Genomic DNA, 20,693 nt, shown 5'->3' with positions numbered 1-20,693 from the left:
TTGATTTCCATAACACAGGCTTCAAACCGTCGTTGCAAAACGGGTCAGTTCAGCTTTATTGCGGATCTGGCGATCACGCTTGAACTTCATGGTCACGGAACCCATGTTCTGAAATGGAGTTGAAGTGCCTTCCAGCGTCCAGCCAAAATGGGTATAGCCATCGGCATACACCGACTCGGAGTCTTGGTTTATCGTAACGTCCTTGTACTCACAGCCTAAAATATTACAAAAAAATTAAAAATTCGAAATACTGGCTACAACAATGGTGGCTTCATGGATCAATTTCTTCCGAGAAAATAATGGGGGCGATCCTTGATTAGATGGATTGTGTGAGACAGATCTTTATCTGAACCTCAGCAAAATCCAGCACTTTCGAAGGAGACTACTCCAGAATTTCCAAACGTACGGTAAAAGCAGATCTAACCTCATTTAAAACAAATTAGGGGAGGATTCCAGATCACAGGCAATCTTTACTACCTTATAACGCGGTATTCTGCACATTTAACGTTATGAGCTGCGAATGACTTTTCGTATGTTTTTATATCAAATCATTGTACGCATGAGACCGGATTAAAGAGAACTGTTTGGCCAGAAAATGCGGTGTAAAGGGCATGTCATTTCGAAGCCAGGCTACAATGGTACCAATCAGGGATGATGAACTGTACCATATGGCAATTTCCTTATGAATACCTGCTTGAGCAAGTGCACTCGCTACTTCCATACTCTCGATCTTGGCTGTAACGATTTTCGTTAGCAATTTCAAGAGACGCTCTGTAAAAATTGGAGTTCGTTTTGAAGTTAGAACCACTTGATAGAATTTGGGATGTTCAGAAAAATGTTCAAGCAATTTAACAAGTACTGGCCAACCATCGTCTGTTACTGCATTTTCGATCTGAGGAGGATTTTCATCGAAAATCCGTTCAATGTGTTCAATCATATCATCAGCCATCTGCTCCATCATGTCTGTAATGTCACGATAATGCAGATAAAAGGTCACTCGATTTATAGTCGCTCGTTCGGCAATCCTGTTGACGGATAATTTTTCGATGTCAACTTCCTGCAGCAGTTCAACAAATGCATCCCGAATCAACTGACGTGTACGGAGTATCCGAGGATCTGTAGGAGACTTCCTTTCATTTTTCATGGGCATTCTCTCCTTAAAATTTGAAAACTACAATTTTAAATAATCCGTTGTTTATTTTTAAAATGAGCGACATAATTGGTTTTTGTGTCAAATAAACAACGTAAACACCTAAAATCGTAAATTGTAATCTTCGAGAATAAGTATATAATTCAATAAATACATTGTAAACTATACAACACATTGTAAATTTAGTCACGAGTGGATTGAAAGGATGGAATGGATTGAGCCAGGCCAGAGTAAAAGATGAAAAAGACGTAAAAAAAGGGCCCATACTGTTTATTATGATTTTGGGTGCATTTCTTGCGACGTTAAATCAAACCGTTATGAGTGTGGCGGTTCCGGAACTGATGGGTGATTTTAATATCTCGGCTACAACGGCCCAATGGTTAACAACAGGCTACATGCTGGTGAATGGGGTTCTTATTCCCATCACGGCCTATTTCATGCAACACTTTTCGACAAGACAGCTTTTTCAGGCTTCAATGTTCATTTTTCTGATCGGTACGATTGTATCGGCCCTTGCGACCACTTTTGGTACGCTGCTGACAGGACGTATGATACAAGCAGCAGGTGCGGGCATTATCATGCCTCTACTGATGCATGTAATTCTGACCCTGTTCCCTCCCGATAAAAGGGGAGCTGCCATGGGTATGGTCGGTTTTGCCGTCATTTTCGCCCCGGCGATTGGGCCTACCCTTGCTGGTTATATTCTTGAAAACTATTCATGGCAAACGATGTTTTATGGTATGATCCCATTTACCGTTATTGTCATTGGCTGCGCGTTTGTTTATCTGAAGAATGTATCGGAACGAGTCAATACCAAGTTCGACACGCTCAGTGTGACTTTGTCGACGATTGGATTTGGCGCATTGCTATATGGATTCAGCCGAGCGGGAAGTCTGGGCTGGTCGAGTGCAGAGGTACTCTTTTGCCTTACAACTGGAATCGTTGCTCTTGCCCTGTTCACTTGGCGGCAGCTCGTTTCCGCAACACCTCTGCTCGATCTGCGGGCTTTCAAGTATAATATGTTCTCACTAACCACGATTATCAATATTGCAATCACGATGGTCATGTACGCTGACATGATGTTGCTTCCTTTGTACCTCCAAAATGCACGTGGTTATACCGCTCTGGAGTCCGGGTTATTGTTGCTTCCGGGAGCGCTGGTCATGGGCTTTCTGATGCCTGTAGCTGGACGACTGTTTGATCGGTTTGGAGCGAAGTGGCTGGCCATTATCGGAATGGTCATCACAATCGTGACAACCATCGGCTTCATCGACTTAACCGATTCCACCAGTTATGGTTACTTGGTATTGATGTCAACTGGCCGCCGAATTGGAATGGCTTTACTTATGATGCCAATCCAAACTGCAGGCTTGAATCAACTGCCAGCAAGGCTTGCTCCACACGGCACAGCGATATCCAACACGGTCAGACAAGTAGCTGGCGCTGTAGGTACTTCATTGCTCGTGAGTGTAATGACCAGTCGCACTGCGACACACGTACAGGAAATGGCAGCGTCTGGCGCAGCAAAAGGTCTAACTCAGGAGCAGCTGATGATGGAGTCCATGATCCAGGGAATAAACGATGCTTACATTGTCATTATAGGCATTGCCGTCCTCGGATTAGTACTTTCCTTCTTTATTAAACGTACTAAACAAGCAACGGAGGAAGAATCCAAACTACCTGTGAGACAAAAAGTTTCAATGAATTCAAATTAAGAAAAAGCAATGTGCAGTAAGCGTACGATAATTAGTCTATGGTTTTTCATACAAAAAGCGACAGATCAGGACGTTACTTTCAGGTCCGATCTGCCGCTTTTTGTATTATCTTCAATTTGGCTTTTCCCCTATTGGACGATCTTTACCAGCAAATGAGTCAATGACTGGCCTGTGCGGAAGTCGACAGATTACTCCCCAGGTCAAATGATTCAACAGCTTCGATCCCGGCAATCTTGTCAACAAATGCGGTTAATTCCATTCTTGCCTGCGGTGCGCCCAGACAAAAGTGTGGACCTTTGGAAGGATCCGATAACTTTGTGTATCTGAAAGTTATCCCACTCAATTTCCGAAAAATGATGGAACATTTAAGCAAAGTCAACAAGATCATTGTGATGTCCGGAACATCCCTTTTAAAGTTTCTAAAGCCAACTGCCTGAAGGGTTTCAATTACGAGATGACTATTGTCTAAATACATCCAAGATTGTTAGCTGATTGAATAGCAATATGAATCCATGCTGGAGCAGATCGTATCCACAGCTTATACTATGACAATTATATATAACATCAATTCGGAATGCAGCTTGTATGATTTAATTGAAAATTATCGTTAGCCGATGCCCCTGCCTGTTGTTGTCTCTACTTTTATAACTGCCAGTGATTTCAATCTTAACTCAAACAGCGCGCACCGATTCAGTATCGGCACGCGCTGGCTGCATAGTTTTTTTCATCTGTCCACTTGACAGGGATATGACCGAAGTACGGTTTTTTATATCACTTATACATTTGTAGAAAATAGTGAAGGTGCCTTTTTCAGTGCACTTATTTTATTTCTTTCATAAAGCTCCTGAAGTTTTCAGCGATTTCCTTTGATTTGGTATGGTGTAAATAATGTTCTCCTTCAAGTGTCATTACTTTTCCATGAACAGAATCTTTGACTTGCTCTTCATGCAGTGGTATCCATCTCTCCACACCTGTATTATTCGCTTGTATAAAGAAAATAAGGGGCAGATTTTTTGGGAATGTTAAATTTTTAGCTGCTTTAAAATTAAGATAAATATTTTCCATTTCGTTTGAGGTGCTGGAATTATACATGTTTTTGAGAGAAAGAATTCTCATTTGTTCTTTTGTTTCATCATCATATGGTAGTCCAGCATATGGGTCACCAGTTAGTTTCATTACCAATCTGGCTAAACCTGATTTTTTGAGAAATTTAAACGTTTTTATTGGTAATTCAGCATCCATACCACCTTGTGTTGGAACACTGCTATCAATCCCGACAAAAGCACTCACTTCGTTTTCATATTTATTCACATAATCCAGTCCGTAAATGCCTGCAATGGAATGACCCATTAGAATATATCGGTCAATTTTAAGACTCTGTAAAGCTTCATGAATTTCACTTACAATATTCTCCGTGTTTCGTTCCTTTTCGGTTAGATCACTTAATCCATAACCAAAAGGCTCAATAACGACGACTTTGTAAAATGGAGATAGCTCTTCTACTAGCGGCATAAAATCAAGTGCTGGTGCTGCTGTTCCATAACCTGGTAGTAACACAACGGTCTCTTCGCCTTTTCCTTGAATCAAAACATTCATATTTTTCCCATCTACAGGTACGAACTGACCATAGGATTGTATTTTTCCTTGCTCTGATTTGCTGCTGATAATATTAACTGTATAAACAATGGCTAGAAAAAGCACGATTGCTATAATTATTGTTCCTATTATTTTAAGCAAAATGCTTCGTACTTTATTTGTTCTCGTTCCATTTCTCGTTTTCATTACCTCTCTTCGTTTCACGCTCAACTTCTCCTGTCCTCATCTGTTTGTTGGGCTACCTTAACGAGCCGCTAATGAAAGCTTAACCAAAGAAGATGTACTCCCTATGACGACAATATGAACGGAGTATGAACAAGCAAAAAAAATGCTACGTCGTCACATGCAAGGAAGCTGCACACAATGCTGTATCATGGAAAATGCGGTTTAGATAATCCGAATGATACCCTATGAATCTAACTAATCTGGTGGCGTTGTGATTGGCAAGGTAACAATGACGGTCGTTCCTTGGCCGGGTTCACTTTCCACTCGAATGTCGCCTTGATGAAGCGATACGATCTGTTTAACGATGGCGAGTCCCATACCGCTACCGCCATATTTACGACTGTGGGAACGATCAGCTTTAAAAAATCGCTCGAATATACGCTTCTGGTCCTCAAGGGAAATACCAATGCCCGTATCGGATATTCGGACTGTTACGCTTTTAATATCTTGCTTGATGCTGACGTTAACAACGCCGCCATCCTTGGAAAATTTGATGCTATTACCGAGTATGTTTGTCCATACCTGGTTTAATTGATCTTGATCCGCCAATAGGCGAACGGCCTTCAAATTGAGCTCGAAACGGATGTTGCGAGCCGACCATTGCGGCTGGATCGCGACGATGACTCGTCTGATCTGTTCATCAAGGCTGAACGTGACCAACCGCATCTGCTGTGACTGCGATTCAAGCAAACTCAGCTTTAGCAGGCTATCGCTCATCTTCGACATCCGATCTGCTTCCGCAATGATGATATCGAGATAACGGCTTCGCTCGTTATCTGCTATGTCTACTTGCTTGAGTGCTATAGCATAACCGGATATCGAGGTGAGCGGCGACTGAACTTCATGCGACACATTCGTGACGAACTCCCTACGCATCTGCTCAAGTTGCTGTAGATCATGCATCATTTCTTCAAAGCTGCGAGCCAAAGTACCTAGCTCACCCTTTTGCTTAATATTCAGCTTGACGTTGAAATCTCCAGCTGCTATACGTCTGGTCGCTTTTGTCAGCTTTTTGATCGGTCTAACTAGGAATATAGAGGCAACCAAAATCAATAGGCTTCCTGTTACCAACGAATAGGTCAAAAAAGTAAATAACCATTTTTGGGTAAAAGAGGCGGAAGGATACATAAGCGGCTCCACAAACATCGCTTTCATTCCCATTTCCGTTTTCAACCTCAGTCCCAAGAGGTTCGTTGAAACACTACTCGGATTAACTTGAACAACTTCTCCACCCAATACTTTCCTTACTTGATCCATCGTCACAGTAGCAGGATTTTGTCCGTTAAGCGTTCCGTAAGACTGGAACTGCCCCGTTTCATCGAAAATTCGAATATAATAGGAATCGAGTTGTTTCATTCCACTTACGAATAAGTCCGCTTCACGTAACGGAATGGTTTCGTAAACCCGGACAATGTCCTGACCAAAGTTAAATAAGGTGGTTTGCAAATTTTCGTTCAATTTCTCTTCAAACACCCAAAATGTTACAAAAAAAGCAATGATCGTGCCCGCGAGGACGGAGACCAGAAATGTCAGGACAACACGTGTATATAAGGATCTGATCATTCGTAAACCTCAAGCCGGTAGCCAAGCCCACGCACCGTCTCAATACGAAAATCGGGTGTAGTCGCGAACCGTTCGCGCAGGCGTTTAATATGTACGTCTATCGTTCGATCATCTCCAGCGTAATCGATCCCCCAAATTTGATCGATCAACTGCTCGCGCGTATACACTTGTCCAGGTGTTCCAGCGAGCTTATACAGCAATTCGAACTCCTTGAGCGGCAACGTGAGCGACTCCGTCCCTCTCATCACCTTATAGGTCTGCCGATCAAGGATGACGTTGCCGAACTGGATCGTCTGCGTGGTGCCAATCCGATAGCGTTTCAGCAGTGCTCTGACCCGAACTGTCAATTCCAGTGGATCAAACGGTTTCGTCAAATAATCATCTGTTCCAAGTTCGAAACCTTTCACTTTCTCCCATGTTTCGCCTCTCGCAGTCAGCATAAGTAAGGGAAGATCAGGATTGGCTCTTCTGAGCTCCTTGCATAACGTCCAACCATCCATTATCGGCATCATAATATCGAGCACGACAAGATCGACATGCGTTGTAGCGTAGACGGTCAGTGCTTCCTTGCCGTCTGCGGCTTCGGCTGTTGCAAATCCGTCGTTGCGTAGAAATAAACAGACGAGTTCGCGAATGTTGGCATCGTCGTCAGCAACCAGTATAGTAGGCATTCGTTTCCTCTTTCCCTGTTTTCCATCCCATATTGAAGTAACCATTATACTATAAATAAAATTGAATTACTCCTATTCTCCCTATAATCTTACAGTGTTATTCCTCCCGGTATCCGCGGGCCTCAAAGCCCTCATCATGGCCCTGTTGTCCTGACAAGGCGCGGAATTCTTCTGTAGGTTTTTGTTCAATAATTTTCTCTTCGATACCAAAATCGAATCTTTACCAATACCCAAAGGGCGGGCACTGCGGGACGTCTTAAATCCCTGCCCCGGTTATACCTTCTGTGTCATCAACCTCCTTATTCATCGCTTATAAGTGACCGGGTGAACATGGCGAAAGTATTACGAAAGAGCAAAATAGGGCTGCATAGAAACAGCAAAAAACACCCTGATCAAGGAAAGAAAACTGAAGTGCACCCCTTAGAATAGACATTGGAAAAACCCCCTGGTTTGTCCGATGAAATTCTAGGGGGTGTATTGTTATGGCGATTAAAGGACAGAAGTTTAAAACATACTCGGATGAGATCAAAAAAGAGGCCATTCGTTTACATGTGGAGGAAAGATGGACTTATCGGAAAATTACGGAGCATTTTGAGATTCAAGACCACGGGCGAGTAAAGAAATGGATGAAGAGATACCGAGAGCTAGGGGAATTTGGGCTACTGGATCAACGGGGGCGTCGTAAAGAATATATCGATCAGGATAGATATGTTCAAAAGCTCAAACGGGAAAATGAAATGCTAAAAAAGTGTTTGGAAATCTGGATGCAGGAGGTGAAACGTCTAAATATAGAGTCATTGAGAGCGCCGCAAAAGATGATGCCGTTAGCGACCTCTGCAAGCTCTTTGCTGTCTCCAGAAGTGGATATTACGCTTTCCTGAAACGTAAAGGAGTAGAACGGGGCCAGGCTGCGAAAGAACTCATTCAGAAGGTATATGAACGGTATAACGGAGTCTTGGGCTATCGCCAAATTCAACTGTTCTTGCTACAAGACCATGGGGTTTGGATGAATCATAAGAAGGTACTCAGAATCATGCAGGATCCAGGAATTCGTTCGAGAATCCGCCGAAAGCATCGTTGTAATTATGTTTCTTCTGAAGGAGGTCGGGTGGCAAAAAATATATTGAAACGGGATTTCAAGGCGGATGCCCCCAACCAAAAATGGGTGACAGACATTACGCAATATCGTGTAGGCGAGAAGTGGCTCTATCTCTCAGCCGTGAAGGATTTGTTCAATAACAAAATTATCGCTTATCAAATGAGCACTAGGAACGACAATGAACTGGTTCTCCGAACCTTTCAGCAGGCGTGGACTCAGCAAAAAGACGTGACCGGACTGATCGTTCACAGCAATCAGGGATTCCAGTACACCTCCCATGCATACCACGACATGCTGTCAAAGGTTGGCACCCGAAATCAGCTGTCTCGCCGAGGCAATTGTTATGACAATGCCTCCATGGAGAGCTTCTTCTCGCATCTCAAAACGGAAGGACTCTATCCTTATGATATCCGAGATATGGATGAGGCACAAAGGAAAATTGAAGATTACATTCGATTTTATAACCAACATCGGCCACAACGAAGGCTAAATAAACTGCCCCCGGTAGAGTACCGGAAGCGGCTTATAGCCTAGGTCTTTTTTCATTGTCTATAAAATGGGGTCTTGACCATTGAGAAATTGGGCTTTTTTCGTTTTCCTTATCGTTGTAAATTCGTGTTTTGCTGGTGGTACCCCTACCTCTAGTTGTCGTTTACTTTGGACTCATTTTCTAATAATAAATACGTAACATAGCTTCCGATTCCAGTAATCCTTCAATCCGCTGTACCTTCTCTTGACCGGAGGGTACAATTACTAAGGTGATATCGGATAACCCTGCTTCTTTAATTTTGGCGATATCAAATTCCAACAGCAGTTGACCCTGCTCAACCGTTTGCCCTGTTACGACATGGGACGTAAACCCTTCACCTTTTAACGATACCGTATCTACCCCAACATGAATAAGAATCTGAATGCCAGCCTCATTTTCCAGCAAAAGTGCATGCTTGCTTTTATTCATAATATGGGATATTGCACCTGAAAAAGGGGCCCTAACCTCGCCTTTGACAGGTCGAACAGCAAAACCTTCCCCCATGGCTTTGGTGGAAAACGCTTCATCCGGTACTTGCTCAAGACCCACTACTTGTCCGGGTACAGGGGATATAATGTCAAGGGTATTAGCTTCGACTTTCTTCTTTTTCCATCCAAACATATAATCCTCTCCTGTTTTTGCAAATATGCCGATTAACTATTGGTATAATTCACTTGATCATCTCTCAATATCCCTTATGGCTGGGGACATGGCCCGGATAATATCCGCTTCAGATGCCATTGGTGAATCACCAGGAATAGTATGGGCCAACATTCCTGCAGTGACAGCAAATTGCACAATCTCCTCCGTGGAATAACCCGCAAGCTCACCATGGATAACTCCGCTTGCAAATGCGTCCCCAGCGCCAATCCGGTCATAAACCGGAAATGTAAGCGTAGGAGAAAATACAAGGCTCTGATTTTTCCATATAAAACCTTGCAAAGAATGGGAGTTGTCCCCGTTAATCCCGCGAAACGTGCCCGCAATGACAGAGATATGAAACTGCTTGGCCACCTGTGGCATCAAGTCCGCAAGTTGATCCTCCCGCTTGGTCTCAACAGACTTCAAACCCAAGATAAAAAGGGCATCTTTTTCGTTCATCAGGACGATATCGGCCAACTCCAACATATCCTCATAATGTGGCTTCGCCTTGCGATGCCCATCTTCTCCCCACAAGGCAGGGCGATAATTCGCATCAAATATAACCAGTCCGCCTCGTCTTTTGACAGCCTGGGCTAATGTCTTCATTTGGCAGCGAACCTCTTCATTCATAGCTAGCGTAATCCCGCAAAAATGAATGACATCTGCTTGTTTCGCAATTTGTTCATAATCGTAAAATCCCGCGGGGGCACGATTAAAGCTGCTCTCAAGGCGATTGGTATAAGTGACTCGGCTGGGTCTTCCCCCGAATCCCTGTTCTAGGAAATACATCCCAAGGTATTCCCCGCCACGCATAACAAGCTCAGTCGATACCCCCAATTTTCTAACCTCTGCTATGGCTGCATCACCCAACGGTCCCAAGGGTAATCTGGAGATTAAATAACCGGCATGCCCCAAACGGACTAATGCAGCCAGAACATTAACCCCTGTCCCGGAAAATGAATAATTTAGGGAATTGCTTTGGGAAAGCAGGGCATAGCCCGGAACTTGAAGGCGCATCATCACTTCGCCAAAGGCAGCGATAACCTTAGGCATATTGATCCGCCAATCTTTTCATAATGGCCGTTAACTTACGCACTTGCTCAATATTGGTGTTTCCCGTATCCTTATCAATAATTGAGGAATACACGTGCGGAATTACCTGAGGCACGCCGGCTTCAAGAGCAATGTTCATAATCGTCTCGAAATTATCCATATCGATTCCTCCGGTTGGCTCCAGAGCAAAGCCAGCCGCTGCGCAGCTTTGGGCTACAGCACGGAACTCCTGCTCCCTGCTGAGGCCTTCCATCGGATAATATTTCAAGGCATTGCCCCCCATGTCACGAACCAAAGCAATCGCAGATGACACGGGAACGACCGCACTCTCCTGTTCGGCAGCGCTTATAGGGCCAGTCGAAATGTTTACTTTCCCCACTTGTCCGGTTGGAGATACCAAGCTGTTAATCCAGCTATCCTTCGTCCCCAAATTCGCCCAGGTTGCCCCTACTGCCGGAAACACCTGATTGATGTGACTACCGGAATAATATTTGGCAATCTCGGCTACAACAGCAGCCTGACGATTATCACCTGCACCAAGTCCAATGGATACGGCATCTTCCAACTCTTCACCATATTCACGCATTGCGGTTACGGCTTCCTGCACAGTGGCATAATTTTTGGAAAGGACGCCCACCACTACATAACCTTCTGCTGCTTCAAAGATTTCTTTGGCATTGGCAATATCCTTGGCCAATACATTTAGTGCAACGCGGTTTCTGTAAAATCGTTGTGAAATCAAGGACAAGTTAATTCCTCCCTATCAAATTCCGTATTTGTCTCACAATGATCGTCATATCATCACCAAGCAGTGGTCTTGGATCAATATCAAAATACCCTTGCCTTACTCCGTAATCACGCGTATAAATGGCTATTTCGTCTTGCCGGAGATGCTTAACAAGCTCTTCGGCTGTAATTCCAGCCTGTTGCGGATCGATATGCACCCGCCCGCGATAAATGCTTCTTCCCGCTTCATCCTGTACGATGGATATTTTGACACCGGCAATATCATTTAACTCAAGCAGTAATTGAAGGCTTTGCCGTTCCTCTTCGCTGCGATCGGGCTTATTCATATATTCATCCAAGGCTTCCAGCAGGCCAAAGGTTGTCTCCTTGCCTACCTTCATGCTTCTTCCAATGCCGGACAATTGCACCTTAAGCCATTCAATATAGCTTCGCCGCCCGGCTACGATCCCGGAGGTAGGTCCTTCTATCGCCTTGGAGCCGCTATAAATAGCCAGATCGGCATACTGGACATACTTGCGAAGATCTTCTTCCGCCGCAGCATCAATAATCAGCGGTACGCCATTACGATTGGCTATTTGCGCCGCTTCCTCCACCGCAATCATGTTTTTCTGGACAGCATGGTGAGATTTTACATACAAAATACCCGCCGTTCTATCGGAAATGGCGTCCTCAATATGCTCGCAGCGTCCCTCGTTGGCGTATCCTACCTCTACCAGCTTACCGCCTCCCAGATAGACCATCGTCTCTACAGGCGCACCATATTGAACATTGTGACCCTTCAGAATAATAATCTCATTGCGGACTATCTCCTCCTGATGCAACCGTTCGCTCAGTCGGCGATTCCCCTGCGTTACCAGAGCCGCAACGGACAAAGCAATGCCGCTTGAGGCAGAATTGACTATGACTGCTGCTTCCGCACCAAGAATTCGTGCTGTGTAATCACCAGCTTTGTTTACCAAATCGGCGATTTCCACATAGCTTTGCGCTCCCTGCCTCATCGCCTCCATTACAGTATCGCTTGGCGCGGATACACCAAGAATACTCATTCGCCCGCTGGCATTTATGACCCGTTTAAGCCCGTACTTCGCATTTAATGAATTCTCCACCAGTAACGACTCCTTCCGCTCTGATTATTTGATCAGTCACTCTTTGTTGACCTTGTGAATCACTGAATATCAACTGATTCGGACGCAGTGAAAATAATGTTAGATTGGCCGGTTCTCCAACCTGAATACGGCCCAGCTCAGGGCGCTGTAACCAACTGGCGGCTCTTGTCGTAACTGCTGCAATCGTGTCCTCCAGCGAATAACCCAAGCAAATAAATTTGGATAGGACACAAGACATACTGTATACGGGTCCATTTAGACGATTGCCACGGTAAATATCTGTGCTGATCGTATCCGGATGGATTCCGTGCTTTTTGGCAGCTTCAGCCACTCTGAAAGAGAAGCTCGCCGTGCCATGACCTACATCCAGGTGAACTCCTCTGGCAATAGCCTCTTCAAGAACCTCCAATGGCTCATCCAATTCATTAAACAAGTTATTGTTTTTGCCATTGAGATAGTGAGTAATGATATCTTTGTGACGTAATAAAGGAACGATTTCTTTTATATCCGGGGGAGCTGAGCCAATATGGACCATTAGAGGCAACCCCGTCTCATCCGACATTTCAAGCGCAATTTTAAGCGGTTTAATACCTTGATCGCCAACTACGCTGCTGCTGATTCTTGCCTTGAGTCCTACAATAAAACCTTCATCCTGCTGAAGAGTCTGGATTACCTTTTCCTTGTTAATCCATGCCAGAGAAGATAATTCATCGATTCGCTGCAGTCCAATTTCCGATATATTAAGGAATGCGAATACGCGGGTTTTGGATTGCTTGGCATGCGCCGCCAATTCGAAGATCCGTTCTGCACCGCAACTTCCCGCGTCTACAATCGTGGTTACCCCTTGATTCACGCCAATGAGATCAATCTCATCACCGTAAGGAGTGAATTCCTGGAAAGCATGGACATGCATATCAATCCAACCGCTGGACACGTATATACCTGAGCCATCCCATTCTACAGGAGCTTGGCCTTTGCCCGATTCAGTGATTTCTGCAATAATGCCATTATCTACAACAATATCAATTATTTCTCCGCCGATTTGCTTAAGATGACGGAGCACAAAGTTATTTTTCACTTGCCTCACCTTTTTCGGATGATGCCGAGTTATGTCTCCGGCTCCAAATTTTTTAATTCATAAGTCGCCTTACGAGTTCTCGTAATCTTATCGATCGAATCGTCAATATTAATTGAGGCATATACATAGTACAGCAGATCCACGATAAGAAACTGGCTGTGCTTGGAACTGGTCGCTGCACTTCTTACCTTTGCTTCAGGAGCAAGCGAGGTGAATAGATTAAAATCGCTTATATCCGATAATTCGCTGCGACCAAACCCCGTAAAGCTAACGGTGGTCAACCCACTTTTTTTGGAAAATTTCATCAATTGCAGCACTTCCTTGGTGGCGGCGCTATAGGAAATTCCGATAAATACGCTTCCTTTAGGTGCATTCGCCATGCTCATCGTCAATACATGGATATCATGAAACGCAAACACGTTTTTCCCCATCCGCAGCCATTTTTGGGCAATGTCCTCTGCAACCAATGCCGATGCACCAATACCGTAAGCAAATATGGCGGGTGCCTTGTACAAGCTGTGAGCCACCCGTTCAATCATTTCTACGTCAAGCTGGCCTACTGTATCCTTTAGAGACTGGATCACATTAGACAAAATTTTATCAACCAACTCCGTCGAATTTGAATTTTTATCCAGATCGAAATACCCTGTTTTTTGCTCCTGAGCCAGATCAGCCGACAAGGCTACCTTTAATTCGGGGAAACCCTTCAGGCCTATGGAACGGCAAAAACGTACAACAGATGCACTGCTGGAAAGAGAACGTGAAGCCATTTCCTGTACGGACATAAACATCACTTCATCCGGAGCTTCCAGTACAAAGCGAGCTACCTTTTGCTCGCTTTGTGTTAATTTTGGCATCAAATTTTCAATTCTTGATAAAATTTGACCCACTCCCATTCCCATTCCCATACAAACGCCTCCATTATCACGTGAACTATTAATTTTATATATTAATATAATTCACGAGAGGATGTTGTTGCAAGGAAACGGAAGGGTATACCACTACTTTGCAAGAACGTCAGGAGAGGGATATCTCCTTGTGTGACATACCCGATTACGTTAACCCGTTCATCGGCAGGCAAAGGATAGAGTACAATTTGAAATTCACCGGAATACCGCAAATATTTATCATTATCGATGGTCAGGGCTCCGACTGGACGTTCCACGGTATGCTCTGGAAGAATACTTCCTTTATAATCACGACGTGCATCCTCCGAACGAATAACGTCACGTGCTATATCAGGACGGTTATGGTGGACGGCATCCCATACATGTGATGGTCGTTGCTTCTCAACGCCCAATAACACTGTTCCTTCATTCCAGGCAAGAAATTGCTGCATCGTCCATGGGCTTATCGATAGATCGCCAATGAGAACATGATCCACAAAGCACTCTTGCACCAATTCCAAGTAGCTGGCAAATGGAGACATATGACGATGCTTCTCCAGGCTTGGCAACCCCTCATGCAGCGGGCCTCTTAAATCTCCGTCTCCCGGAATAAAGGCCGCAACGGTTAGGCCTTGGGATTGTAACCAGCGATTCTGGTTCTGGAAAACGGTCAGTTCAAGACCCGTCTCCGGTCTAGGGTAATAATTGTGCCAAGCCTCTAAGGAAGCGAAATTCGCCTGCTGCTCGCGCAAGCCGTCCAAAAATGCCTGATCGATCGTACTCGCATTCAAAGCAACGCGCCACTCGTGGGACAGCTCGGCAATTTCCGGAATCTCCATTCCGTTATCAATTCTTAATCCCGTAACACCGCTGGCCTTCAACTGTTGTAACGAGAAATGATTAAATGTTCTTGGAGACACATCCACCATGAAGAGCATATCGTGTCTGAGGGCAAACTCCCCGATCCGCGTTAGTGGCTCTAGCAGCTCCCGTGGGTCCTCCTCCGGAATCTGCAGAGAAGTAAAAATGGATTTGAATCCATTTTTTTGCATATAGTTCAAATATTCCATCGTCTTATCAAGACTCTGCTCAGTTAGTGACACCAATACTCCACTCATTTTACTAACACTCCTTTTCATCAAAAACGTTATTTAACTACATGAATCAAACTTGCTGGTGCAGCATAAGACTAAATCATAAGTCCGTTTGTCCATCTCCATCTGCTTCAAAACTCCAACAGCAAGACGAAATCTGCTCTTGCCAGCTTAAGAGAAGCGATAAAAAGAGTTTTGTTTGTTGTCTCAGGCTTCCTTTGGTTCACGTGCTTCCTTTGGCGTACCAAACACATAGGTGCAGCCAAATCCAAAGATGTACGCTGTAACTAAACCCAGCAGGTACACCCACCATTTACCGTCAGCAATCAGCAGCAGCATTTCAATGCCAGACGCACCAATGGACATGGCGCCTACATTGCCAAAATATCCAATCACTGCACCACCAAATGCCCCGCCCAGACACGCAGTTACGAATGGCTTGCCCAAAGGAAGAGTTACGCCATAAATCAACGGTTCGCCAATGCCAAGCACGCCTACAGGCAAAGCTCCTTTAATAATACCCGTAAGCTGCTTATTCTTACGACAGCGGATCCAAAGTGCCAGTCCCGCACCTACCTGACCTGCTCCAGCCATGGCCAGAATCGGAAGCAATATGGTCATCCCTGTCTGTGCAATCAATTCGATATGAATAGGTGTCATTATATGATGCAAGCCAAACATAACCATAACGAGCCAGATTCCACCGAGGAAAAAGCCTGCAAACGCCCCGCCTACAGATAATATCCAGTTAACGGCCATTAGCAGATTGTCAGCAACAAACCCGGCAAATGGCATGATCAAAAAGATGGTCAGCAATCCGGTTGCTAGTACACTCAGAAACGAAGTAACAATCAGATCGATGGAATTAGGCATAATTTTATGCAATCTTTTTTCAATCACGGATAAAATCCAAACCGCCAACACAACACCAATGATACCGCCTTGCCCGGCAATCAGAGGTTCTCCCGTAAATAAATTGTGGATAGGCAGTTCCGGCTTCATACCGGTGAGAAGAGTCGCACCGCCAATAACACCACCTAATGATGGGCTTGCACCAAATACTCTGGCAGAGTTGATGCCCACAAAAATAGCCATATAGGAGAAGATGCCGTTTTTGATGACATTGAGAATAAGGTTAAATTGCGCCCAGCCTTCACCGGACAGATGCCCCGCTGTAATGAAATTGCCAATAACGGAGGTAATCCCCGCCAAGAGACCAGCCGCAACAAATGCGGGTGCCAGCGGAATAAAAATGTTTGAAATCGATTTCAAGAAGTTTTTCACAGGAGTATTGTTTTTTTTCTTATACTTCTCCTTATTTTGAGCCGCAAGCTGCTCCGCCTTCTCCTTGTCACTTAATCCGCCAGTCTCACTTGCCGGGTTAGTCTGAATGGCATGGACATTCTGTAATGGAATCACTTCTCCCAAGTCCACACCACTGATGTCTGCAATCACCCGGGAGACCTTCTCCACCAAACCAGGGCCTACAATAATTTGCAGTGTTGATTCCTCAATCACGCCAAGCACACCGGGAATACGTTTCAATTCTTCAACGCTCGCCAAGCTTTCGTCTCTTAAAGTGATTCGGACTCGTGTCATACAGTGGGTAATCAATTCTACATTTTGAATCCCTCCCACTTTACCCAAAATGCCAAATGCCAAGTCCTTTTCTTTTGACATGGTTATTCCCCCTCGTGATGTTGTACCGCTTGACGAATAAATCCTCCCGATTCCTGCAATCTTTGCTGCGCTTCTTCATAACCAAGTCCCGCAAGCAGCATCACTACAGCTACTTTCACCTGATGATGGCTTTTTTCATAATAAATGGAGGCAGTATCCATATCGCAGCCTGTGATCTCACTGATGATCGATTTCGCTCTGAGCACCAGCTTCTCATTGGTTGGCTGCACATCCACCATCAGATTGCTGTATACCTTGCCTATGCCGATCATAGCTGCAGTGGAAATCATGTTCAGCACCATCTTCTGAGCTGTTCCAGCCTTCAAGCGAGTAGAGCCCGTTAATATCTCCGCCCCTGTCAAGATTTCAATCGGGTATTGTGCATATTTGCTGATCTCTGCATTCTGATTGCAGGACAAGCTGGCTGTAGACGCCCCAATCCGGGCAGCATATTTCAGGGCGCCAATGACGTATGGTGTTCGCCCGCTAGCGGCAATCCCTACTACAGTATCATTAGGCGTCAGATTTAGCTGCTTAAGATCGTTTTCTCCTTGTTCAATGGAATCCTCAGCACCTTCTACCGCCCGTCTGATTGCTGTTTCTCCACCTGCGATCAACCCCTGAACCATGTCCGGATTGGTTCCAAATGTAGGCACACACTCTACTGCATCGAGAATCCCCATTCTTCCACTAGTTCCTGCCCCGGTATAAATCAGGCGTCCGCCCTGCTTGAAGCTTCGGATGACAGCGGTTACCACCTTTTCGATATCTTCCAGCTTTTCTTTCACTGCCAAGGATACCTTCTCATCCTCCTCCTGCATAAGCTGAAGAGTAGAAGCAGTTGATAGCTGGTCTAACTCCAAAGTGCGTTGATTCCTTTTCTCTGTGATCAAATTTTCTAGCACATTATTCATCCTTTCTTCTAAACTAATCATTCATCCAATCGTCTTTGTACCTTGTGACAATTTTCTTTGTTCATGTTCTTGGTCTTATTATATCTCAAGTGTAATATTATTACCATATGTTTGTTTGATTCATGTAATATTATTTCAAAATATTTACGTGTCGATGATCTTCTCCAGAATCCTCACGAGCATAATTTAACAGATACGGTCGAGGGGCTTTGCCTTGCTCATAAACTGCCAAAGCAAGCAGCTCATAACCAAAACGCAGAGCAGCGACTCCCCCATAACGGAGAATCGCTGCTCTGCTTTCTTTTTTGACGTTTTTAGAATGATCCGCACTATTCAGTAGAAAAGTTACGTTTGGGGCAACCTCGTTCTTGCTAACGGTCAGCAAAGTGGAAAACATCAAAACCTATGTAGAACTATGTTTGGAAGGCGACTCTACTATTCAGAAACGCTATGAAATCATCCTGGAACAAAAAGCCGCTGCACTGGCTCAGTTGGAGGAAGCGAAGCTAAGGGCCGAATACATGGAAGACAAAGCAAATCACTACTTAGATATAATCAATCATATGATCCCGGATGATACGAATCCCGGAAAATGGAATAAAGCAGATATTCTATAGAGCTGTTTTGTATATGAAGCAGGAACTTTCTTCAATGATATTTTTAGTCTACATAAGCGTAAAGATATCCATCCTAGCTAAAAGTTAGTTAGGTTCTTTGCGCTTATGTAGCTCAAATGAAAAAAATTATCTGGAATGAAATGGTTTGTCGGGACCAAATACAAGATTGGCGGACTGCTTGGCTTTCTCAATGACATTCATGACCTTCTCGCTATGTTCAAGCATATCCGAGACTTTTTCCAAATCTTTTTCTCTGATAATACGGTCAAATTCAACGAATTCGTCATACATACGATGCGGATGATCTTTCAGGTCCACCCGAATTGGCGTTTCCTTATTCGCAGTGTAATCAAAGCAGTCGCATACATTAGCCGGACTTGCCATGTGTATATAGCCCTTATTACCTTGAATGTTCACTGCATTAGGGGCCGTACTGTCTTTTGAACCTATGCAGACACACTTGAAATCACCGTAATCCAGCAGCAGCATACCTGAAGTATCAATTCCACGCTCCATGTTTGCCCAATACTCCACCTTCTTAGGACTCCCGAAGAAACCAACAACCAAATGAATATTATATAAATTAATATCCATCAAGGCTCCACCAGACATTTCCGGATTAAAGGCAGGCCGGATTATTCCCGCTTTGAAAGCCTCATACCGAGATGAATATTGAGAATAGTTGCATTCAACCATTTTGATCTCACCCAGCTTAGGAAGATACTCCTTCATTGACAAATAATTTTTCAAATATTGATTCGTAATGGCTTCCACCAATACCAGTTTTCTTTGCTGAGCAATTTCTTTTAGCTCTAGAAATTCATGCAAATTGGAAGTAAACGGCTTCTCACAAATGACATGTTTACCACTCAATAATGCTTCTTTGGCATATGAATAATGAAGATGATTAGGCAGTCCGATATAGACTGTATCTACATCACTATTCATCAACATCTCACTGTAATCCGAATAAATCTGAGATATACCATATTTATTTTGCCAATCCAGTAATTTCTCCTCGTGGCTAGGTCTAGAACAAATGGCCTTTAATAAAATGGTGGGGATTTCCTGAATAAAGCTCAATAGATCCCCTACGATCATCCCTGCTCCGACAATTCCCAACTTCATTTTAGTTACACTCCTCTATACCTTTTTCTAGTATTTCCATAGAAGCTATCGTTTCTTCGTCTTTAATCACTTTTTCTTTGCCAAGTACGATCGACTGATAGATATCGTCATACACTCGGGCATAGTCTCCCTTTTCAGAAACGACTTTTTCTTCATGGTACTCGCCTTTATCATCCAGATATGTTAAGATGCCGTAATGCTCGGGCTGGTCGATGCCGAAATCGGCGTGTCCCTTAGGCAGATAGTATAATTTCAGATGCTCCTCCTGACGATCCTTCGTTTGCTTTATAAAAACGCCTTTTTTACCGTATACAACAAAACTCGGCCGCTCTTTTAAGCGAAAAAAGCTGGATTTGATGGATACCTTGAGCGAGGGATAATAAAAATCCAGATCAAAGTAATCATTCATTCTCCCAGCACCCAGCAATTGACGAACATCGTAATGGATTGTGTCCGGCTTCCCAAAATAGGAAAGAACCTGGTCAATGGTATGAACGCCATGTCCATATAGGTAACTGTTATATTTGGAAAAATGAGAAGTGGAGTTCGGGATCTCAGGGCGATAATAATCGTAATGCATCTCCACCTCCAGCAAATCTCCAAGCTTTCCTGATTCAATAACCTTCTTGGTAGTGAGGAAATCCGAATCGTAACGTCTATTCTGATAGCATTGTATAACCAGATTTTTCTCTTTAGCGTATTGGAAGATCGACACAGCTTCTTCTTTGGTTAACATAAATGGTTTCTCAACAAGTACATTTTTCCCGTGGTCAAGCGCCATTTTCGCATAAGAGTAGTGGGATTCTACAGGTGTACAGATAACAATCAACTGAATCTCCTTATCGTTCACTAGAGATTCAATATTATCTGTATACAGCACGCCAGGGATTTTTCCCCACTCCCCTTTATCTGGATTACGGGCGTATATGGTCTTCACTTTCAAATCAGCTCTGGTCAATGAAAAAGGAAGATGATAACGGTTCGTGCTTTTCCCATTCCCAATATAACCGATGGTAAGCATATTATTTCCCCCTTAGGCTCTTTTTCATTTATTATAGAAGAAGAACGTCGATCGTAAAGGATTTATCGCCAAAATGGTACATTCAACCGATTATTTTTAAAAATGGTTGTTTATTTTTAAACAAAATGTTTATTTCATATTATTTATCAAACGTTATATTCAATTGAGCCGGGGTGAA

Annotated in this window: 21 protein-coding genes; 5 read left to right on the top strand and 16 right to left on the bottom strand. The window is 44.0% G+C overall.

The genetic code is table 11. The features are described 5' to 3' along the window. Positions 1-123, top strand: coding sequence for a hypothetical protein (locus ACWXW9_RS23410; RefSeq protein ID WP_494931395.1), 123 nt, complete (start codon positions 1-3; stop codon positions 121-123). 415 nt (positions 124-538) lie between these two features. Here ACWXW9_RS23410 and ACWXW9_RS23405 read toward each other — a convergent pair whose 3' ends face one another. Continuing rightward, a complete protein-coding gene (locus ACWXW9_RS23405; protein ID WP_494931394.1) occupies positions 539-1,144 on the bottom strand; it encodes a TetR/AcrR family transcriptional regulator in 606 nt (201 codons plus the stop codon). Between the two features lie 281 nt (positions 1,145-1,425). Between ACWXW9_RS23405 and ACWXW9_RS23400 the strand changes: the two genes are divergently transcribed. Continuing rightward, on the top strand, positions 1,426-2,865 hold the full coding sequence (locus tag ACWXW9_RS23400) for a DHA2 family efflux MFS transporter permease subunit (protein WP_494931414.1): 1,440 nt from the start codon (positions 1,426-1,428) through the stop codon (positions 2,863-2,865). Between the two features lie 819 nt (positions 2,866-3,684). On the opposite strand, the gene ACWXW9_RS23395 is transcribed toward ACWXW9_RS23400, so the two are convergent. From ACWXW9_RS23395 to ACWXW9_RS23385, 3 genes are all read right to left on the bottom strand, one after another. Continuing rightward, positions 3,685-4,665, bottom strand: a complete 981-nt coding sequence (locus ACWXW9_RS23395) for an alpha/beta fold hydrolase (protein ID WP_494931393.1) — start codon at positions 4,663-4,665, stop codon at positions 3,685-3,687. A 216-nt stretch (positions 4,666-4,881) separates the two neighbouring features. Next, a complete protein-coding gene (locus ACWXW9_RS23390) occupies positions 4,882-6,249 on the bottom strand; it encodes a sensor histidine kinase (RefSeq protein ID WP_494931392.1) in 1,368 nt (455 codons plus the stop codon). Beyond that, positions 6,246-6,920 carry a response regulator transcription factor gene (locus tag ACWXW9_RS23385; protein ID WP_137063941.1) on the bottom strand — a complete coding sequence of 225 codons (675 nt, stop codon included), beginning with the start codon at positions 6,918-6,920 and terminating at the stop codon, positions 6,246-6,248. The genes ACWXW9_RS23390 and ACWXW9_RS23385 overlap by 4 nt, the downstream gene beginning before the upstream one ends. 482 nt (positions 6,921-7,402) lie before the next feature. On the opposite strand from ACWXW9_RS23385, the gene ACWXW9_RS23380 reads away from it, so the two are divergent. Next, positions 7,403-7,801: a helix-turn-helix domain-containing protein gene (locus tag ACWXW9_RS23380; protein ID WP_494931391.1), complete on the top strand. Its 399-nt coding sequence runs from the start codon at positions 7,403-7,405 to the stop codon at positions 7,799-7,801. Then, on the top strand, positions 7,717-8,553 hold the full coding sequence (locus ACWXW9_RS23375; RefSeq protein WP_494931413.1) for an IS3 family transposase: 837 nt from the start codon (positions 7,717-7,719) through the stop codon (positions 8,551-8,553). Before ACWXW9_RS23380 ends, ACWXW9_RS23375 begins: the two co-directional genes overlap by 85 nt. A 136-nt stretch (positions 8,554-8,689) precedes the next feature. On the opposite strand, the gene ACWXW9_RS23370 is transcribed toward ACWXW9_RS23375, so the two are convergent. The 10 genes from ACWXW9_RS23370 to ACWXW9_RS23325 form a co-directional block, all read right to left on the bottom strand. Continuing rightward, positions 8,690-9,169, bottom strand: a complete 480-nt coding sequence (locus ACWXW9_RS23370; RefSeq protein WP_494931390.1) for a PTS sugar transporter subunit IIA — start codon at positions 9,167-9,169, stop codon at positions 8,690-8,692. 57 nt (positions 9,170-9,226) lie between these two features. Continuing rightward, complete coding sequence (locus ACWXW9_RS23365; protein WP_494931389.1) at positions 9,227-10,243, bottom strand: sugar kinase; 1,017 nt, start codon at positions 10,241-10,243, stop codon at positions 9,227-9,229. Then, positions 10,236-10,991, bottom strand: a complete 756-nt coding sequence (gene dagF / locus ACWXW9_RS23360; RefSeq protein WP_494931388.1) for a 2-dehydro-3-deoxy-phosphogluconate aldolase — start codon at positions 10,989-10,991, stop codon at positions 10,236-10,238. The genes ACWXW9_RS23365 and dagF overlap by 8 nt, the downstream gene beginning before the upstream one ends. Before the next feature lies 1 nt (position 10,992). Beyond that, a complete protein-coding gene (locus ACWXW9_RS23355; protein ID WP_494931387.1) occupies positions 10,993-12,096 on the bottom strand; it encodes a DgaE family pyridoxal phosphate-dependent ammonia lyase in 1,104 nt (367 codons plus the stop codon). Beyond that, a complete protein-coding gene (locus ACWXW9_RS23350; RefSeq protein ID WP_494931386.1) occupies positions 12,062-13,174 on the bottom strand; it encodes an amidohydrolase/deacetylase family metallohydrolase in 1,113 nt (370 codons plus the stop codon). The genes ACWXW9_RS23355 and ACWXW9_RS23350 overlap by 35 nt, the downstream gene beginning before the upstream one ends. Positions 13,175-13,203: 29 nt before the next feature. Next, on the bottom strand, positions 13,204-14,082 hold the full coding sequence (locus tag ACWXW9_RS23345; RefSeq protein ID WP_494931385.1) for a MurR/RpiR family transcriptional regulator: 879 nt from the start codon (positions 14,080-14,082) through the stop codon (positions 13,204-13,206). Between the two features lie 41 nt (positions 14,083-14,123). Then, the gene (locus ACWXW9_RS23340; RefSeq protein WP_494931384.1) at positions 14,124-15,179 is read right to left on the bottom strand and encodes a DUF871 domain-containing protein; all 1,056 of its coding nucleotides are present in this window, start codon (positions 15,177-15,179) and stop codon (positions 14,124-14,126) included. A gap of 183 nt (positions 15,180-15,362) precedes the next feature. Further along, positions 15,363-16,835, bottom strand: a complete 1,473-nt coding sequence (locus ACWXW9_RS23335) for a PTS transporter subunit EIIC (RefSeq protein ID WP_494931383.1) — start codon at positions 16,833-16,835, stop codon at positions 15,363-15,365. Positions 16,836-16,837: 2 nt separating this feature from the next. Further along, the gene (gene murQ, locus ACWXW9_RS23330; RefSeq protein WP_494931382.1) at positions 16,838-17,749 is read right to left on the bottom strand and encodes an N-acetylmuramic acid 6-phosphate etherase; all 912 of its coding nucleotides are present in this window, start codon (positions 17,747-17,749) and stop codon (positions 16,838-16,840) included. A gap of 130 nt (positions 17,750-17,879) precedes the next feature. Continuing rightward, positions 17,880-18,146: a hypothetical protein gene (locus tag ACWXW9_RS23325; protein WP_494931381.1), complete on the bottom strand. Its 267-nt coding sequence runs from the start codon at positions 18,144-18,146 to the stop codon at positions 17,880-17,882. Here ACWXW9_RS23325 and ACWXW9_RS23320 point away from each other — a divergent pair. After that, on the top strand, positions 18,136-18,366 hold the full coding sequence (locus tag ACWXW9_RS23320; RefSeq protein ID WP_494931380.1) for a MerR family transcriptional regulator: 231 nt from the start codon (positions 18,136-18,138) through the stop codon (positions 18,364-18,366). The genes ACWXW9_RS23325 and ACWXW9_RS23320 overlap by 11 nt on opposite strands. A gap of 126 nt (positions 18,367-18,492) precedes the next feature. Here the strand turns inward: ACWXW9_RS23320 and ACWXW9_RS23315 are convergent, their stop codons facing one another. Together ACWXW9_RS23315 and ACWXW9_RS23310 are read right to left on the bottom strand one after the other, a co-directional pair. Beyond that, a complete protein-coding gene (locus tag ACWXW9_RS23315; protein ID WP_494931379.1) occupies positions 18,493-19,494 on the bottom strand; it encodes a Gfo/Idh/MocA family protein in 1,002 nt (333 codons plus the stop codon). A 1-nt stretch (position 19,495) separates the two neighbouring features. Then, positions 19,496-20,515: a Gfo/Idh/MocA family oxidoreductase gene (locus ACWXW9_RS23310; RefSeq protein ID WP_494931378.1), complete on the bottom strand. Its 1,020-nt coding sequence runs from the start codon at positions 20,513-20,515 to the stop codon at positions 19,496-19,498. Between the last annotated feature and the right edge of the window lie 178 nt (positions 20,516-20,693).

Source organism: Paenibacillus sp. LT-B23, from assembly GCF_059417685.1.
This window is presented reverse-complemented; position numbering and strand designations above follow the sequence as displayed.

What these genes read in the sequence shown, in the direction of transcription:
- ACWXW9_RS23405 (WP_494931394.1), bottom strand. Translation starts at nt 1,144, where the DNA reads ATGAAAAATGAAAGGAAGTCTCCTACAGATCCTCGGATACTCCGTACA.
- ACWXW9_RS23400 (WP_494931414.1), top strand. Translation starts at nt 1,426, where the DNA reads ATGATTTTGGGTGCATTTCTTGCGACGTTAAATCAAACCGTTATGAGT.
- ACWXW9_RS23390 (WP_494931392.1), bottom strand. Translation starts at nt 6,249, where the DNA reads ATGATCAGATCCTTATATACACGTGTTGTCCTGACATTTCTGGTCTCC.
- ACWXW9_RS23385 (WP_137063941.1), bottom strand. Translation starts at nt 6,920, where the DNA reads ATGCCTACTATACTGGTTGCTGACGACGATGCCAACATTCGCGAACTC.
- ACWXW9_RS23380 (WP_494931391.1), top strand. Translation starts at nt 7,403, where the DNA reads ATGGCGATTAAAGGACAGAAGTTTAAAACATACTCGGATGAGATCAAA.
- ACWXW9_RS23370 (WP_494931390.1), bottom strand. Translation starts at nt 9,169, where the DNA reads ATGTTTGGATGGAAAAAGAAGAAAGTCGAAGCTAATACCCTTGACATT.
- ACWXW9_RS23365 (WP_494931389.1), bottom strand. Translation starts at nt 10,243, where the DNA reads ATGCCTAAGGTTATCGCTGCCTTTGGCGAAGTGATGATGCGCCTTCAA.
- ACWXW9_RS23345 (WP_494931385.1), bottom strand. Translation starts at nt 14,082, where the DNA reads ATGGGAATGGGAATGGGAGTGGGTCAAATTTTATCAAGAATTGAAAAT.
- ACWXW9_RS23340 (WP_494931384.1), bottom strand. Translation starts at nt 15,179, where the DNA reads ATGAGTGGAGTATTGGTGTCACTAACTGAGCAGAGTCTTGATAAGACG.
- ACWXW9_RS23335 (WP_494931383.1), bottom strand. Translation starts at nt 16,835, where the DNA reads ATGTCAAAAGAAAAGGACTTGGCATTTGGCATTTTGGGTAAAGTGGGA.
- murQ (WP_494931382.1), bottom strand. Translation starts at nt 17,749, where the DNA reads ATGAATAATGTGCTAGAAAATTTGATCACAGAGAAAAGGAATCAACGC.
- ACWXW9_RS23325 (WP_494931381.1), bottom strand. Translation starts at nt 18,146, where the DNA reads ATGTTTTCCACTTTGCTGACCGTTAGCAAGAACGAGGTTGCCCCAAAC.
- ACWXW9_RS23315 (WP_494931379.1), bottom strand. Translation starts at nt 19,494, where the DNA reads ATGAAGTTGGGAATTGTCGGAGCAGGGATGATCGTAGGGGATCTATTG.
- ACWXW9_RS23310 (WP_494931378.1), bottom strand. Translation starts at nt 20,515, where the DNA reads ATGCTTACCATCGGTTATATTGGGAATGGGAAAAGCACGAACCGTTAT.